Source organism: Sedimenticola hydrogenitrophicus, from assembly GCF_025175675.1.
Lineage (GTDB): Bacteria > Pseudomonadota > Gammaproteobacteria > Chromatiales > Chromatiaceae > Sedimenticola > Sedimenticola hydrogenitrophicus.
On record NZ_JANIOA010000095.1, the window covers coordinates 1 to 1,655 of the forward strand.

Below are 1,655 nucleotides of genomic sequence, written 5' to 3' on the forward strand. Positions count from 1 at the left end.
GGCGGCAGCCAAACCAACCGAAGGTGATGTATGAAAGTACTGGTCGCAGTAAAGCGCGTTGTGGATTACAACGTAAAGGTGCGCGTGAAGGCGGACGGGACGGGGGTGGAGTTAGCCAACGTCAAGATGTCGATGAACCCGTTTGACGAGATCGCGGTGGAAGAGGCGGTACGGATCAAGGAGGCGGGCCGGGCGGAGGAGATCGTGGTGGTGTCGCTGGGGGCGACGCCGAGCCAGGAGACGATCCGCAATGCGCTGGCGCTGGGGGCGGACCGCGGCATCCTGGTGGAGAGCGCGGACGAGCTGCAGCCGCTGGCGGTGGCGAAGCTGCTCCGGGCGGTGGTGGAGCGGGAGCAGCCGGAGCTGGTGATCCTGGGCAAGCAGGCGATCGACGACGACAGCAACCAGGTGGGGCAGATGCTGGCGGCGCTGCTGGGCTGGCCGCAGGGGACCTTTGCCTCCAGGGTGGTACTGGCGGACGGTGAGGTGGCGGTGACCCGGGAGATCGACGGCGGGCTGGAGACGGTGAACCTGCAACTGCCGGCGGTGGTGAGCACCGACCTGCGGCTGAACGAGCCGCGTTATGCCAAGCTGCCGAACATCATGAAGGCGAAGAAGAAGCCGCTGGAGGTGATCCCGGTGGCGGAGCTGGGGGTGGACATTGCGCCGCGGCTGCAGCTGTTGAAAGTGAGCGAGCCGGGCCGGCGCCAGGCGGGCATCAAGGTGGAGACGGTGGCGGAGCTGGTGGAGAAGCTGCGTAACGAAGCGAAGGTGATTGCATGAGTATTCTGGTCATAGCGGAACACGACAACCGGGCGCTGAAGAGCGCGACCCTGCACACGGTGACGGCGGCGGGCCGGTTGGGGGATGAGGTTCACCTGCTGGTGGCAGGGGCGAACTGCGGCGCGGTGGCGGAGGCGGCGGCGCGGATTGCCGGGGTGAGCAAGGTGCTGGTGGCGGACGCGGCGGTGTATGAACACCCGCTGGCGGAAGGGCTGTCGCTGCTGGTGAGGCAACTGGCGCAGGGCTACAGCCACGTGCTGGCGCCGGCGACCACGTTTGGCAAGAACTTCCTGCCGCGGGTGGCGGCGCTGCTGGACGTGGCGATGCTGTCGGACATCACCGGGATCGAGAGTGCGGACACCTTCGTGCGGCCGATCTATGCCGGCAATGCACTGGCGACGGTGCGCAGTATCGATCCAATCAAGCTGATCACGGTGCGCGGCACGGCGTTCGATGCGGCGGGCGAGGGCGGCAGTGCGGCGATCGAGGCGATCGCGGCGGGCGAGGGCTACGCGAAGTCGAGCTATGTAGGCGCGGAGCTGACGAAATCGGAGCGGCCGGAGCTGACCAGTGCGCGGATCGTGGTGTCGGGTGGCCGCGGCCTGGGCAGCGGCGAGAACTTCCAGCTGATCGAGGTGGTGGCGGACAAGCTGAACGCGGCGATCGGGGCGTCGCGGGCGGCGGTGGACGCGGGCTATGTGCCGAACGACTACCAGGTGGGACAGACGGGCAAGATCGTGGCGCCGGAGCTGTACATCGCGGTGGGCATCTCGGGGGCGATCCAGCACCTGGCGGGGATGAAGGAGAGCAAGGTGATCGTGGCGATCAACAAGGACGAGGAGGCGCCGATCTTCCAGGTGGCCGACTACGGC

At 67.4% G+C, this 1,655-nt stretch carries 2 protein-coding genes; both read left to right on the forward strand.

The window, feature by feature from the left end; translation table 11 throughout:
* Window positions 1–30: 30 nt before the first annotated feature.
* Window positions 31–783, forward strand: coding sequence for an electron transfer flavoprotein subunit beta/FixA family protein (locus tag NPX02_RS21060; RefSeq protein WP_260296029.1), 753 nt, complete (start codon window positions 31–33; stop codon window positions 781–783).
* Window positions 780–1,655, forward strand: an 876-nt coding sequence (locus NPX02_RS21065; protein ID WP_260296030.1) for an electron transfer flavoprotein subunit alpha/FixB family protein, incomplete at its 3' end; no start/stop codon positions are given. The genes NPX02_RS21060 and NPX02_RS21065, both read left to right, overlap by 4 nt.

Excerpts from the sequence above, each read along its gene's own strand:
- NPX02_RS21060 (WP_260296029.1), top strand. The coding sequence starts at position 31 with ATGAAAGTACTGGTCGCAGTAAAGCGCGTTGTGGATTACAACGTAAAG.